Genomic DNA, 527 nt, shown 5'->3' with positions numbered 1-527 from the left:
CCGCTGCCGTTCGCCCGCCCGGCGGAGGCCCACATCCCGGGCCGCTGGACCGCGGGCCGGCGGCTCGCGCACACCCCCCGCTGGGCGGAGGACCGACCGCCGCCGCGGCAGCCCCTGGCCGCCCTCTCCGAGGAGGGCGCATGACCGGGCCCGACCACCGGCCGGGCGCGTCCGGGGCACGCCGCGAACAGCCGAGCGCCCCGGCGTCGGCCCATGAGCGGGGCGCCAAGGCGCGGCGCGGCTCGGTGGATCCGGTGCGGGCGCTGATGTACCGCCACCGCGAGCTGTGCGCCCGGGCCGTCGATCCGCTGGAGATCGCCGCCGGTCTGGAGGCCCACGGGGTCACCGACCGCACCGCCGCCCGCTTCCGGCACCGCGATGTCTTCTCGCTCGCCGAGGAGCTGTACGCCCGGGTCCCGCGCGACGGCGACGGTGGGGACGACGCGCCCCGTCGGAAGACCGCCCCGGCCCGGCCCCGGGCCGTGCGGGCGGCGCTCGCGCTGCTCTGGCTGCTGCCCGGCGCGCTG

General features: G+C 80.8%; 1 pseudogene. It reads left to right on the top strand.

What is annotated here, in order from left to right:
* Window positions 1-140: 140 nt before the first annotated feature.
* Window positions 141-527 (top strand): annotated as a pseudogene (locus tag EEJ42_RS53280) (hypothetical protein); the annotation flags it as partial.

Source organism: Streptomyces botrytidirepellens, assembly GCF_003721215.1.
In the GTDB taxonomy this organism is placed as follows: Bacteria; Actinomycetota; Actinomycetes; order Streptomycetales; family Streptomycetaceae; genus Streptomyces; species Streptomyces himastatinicus.
This window is presented reverse-complemented; position numbering and strand designations above follow the sequence as displayed.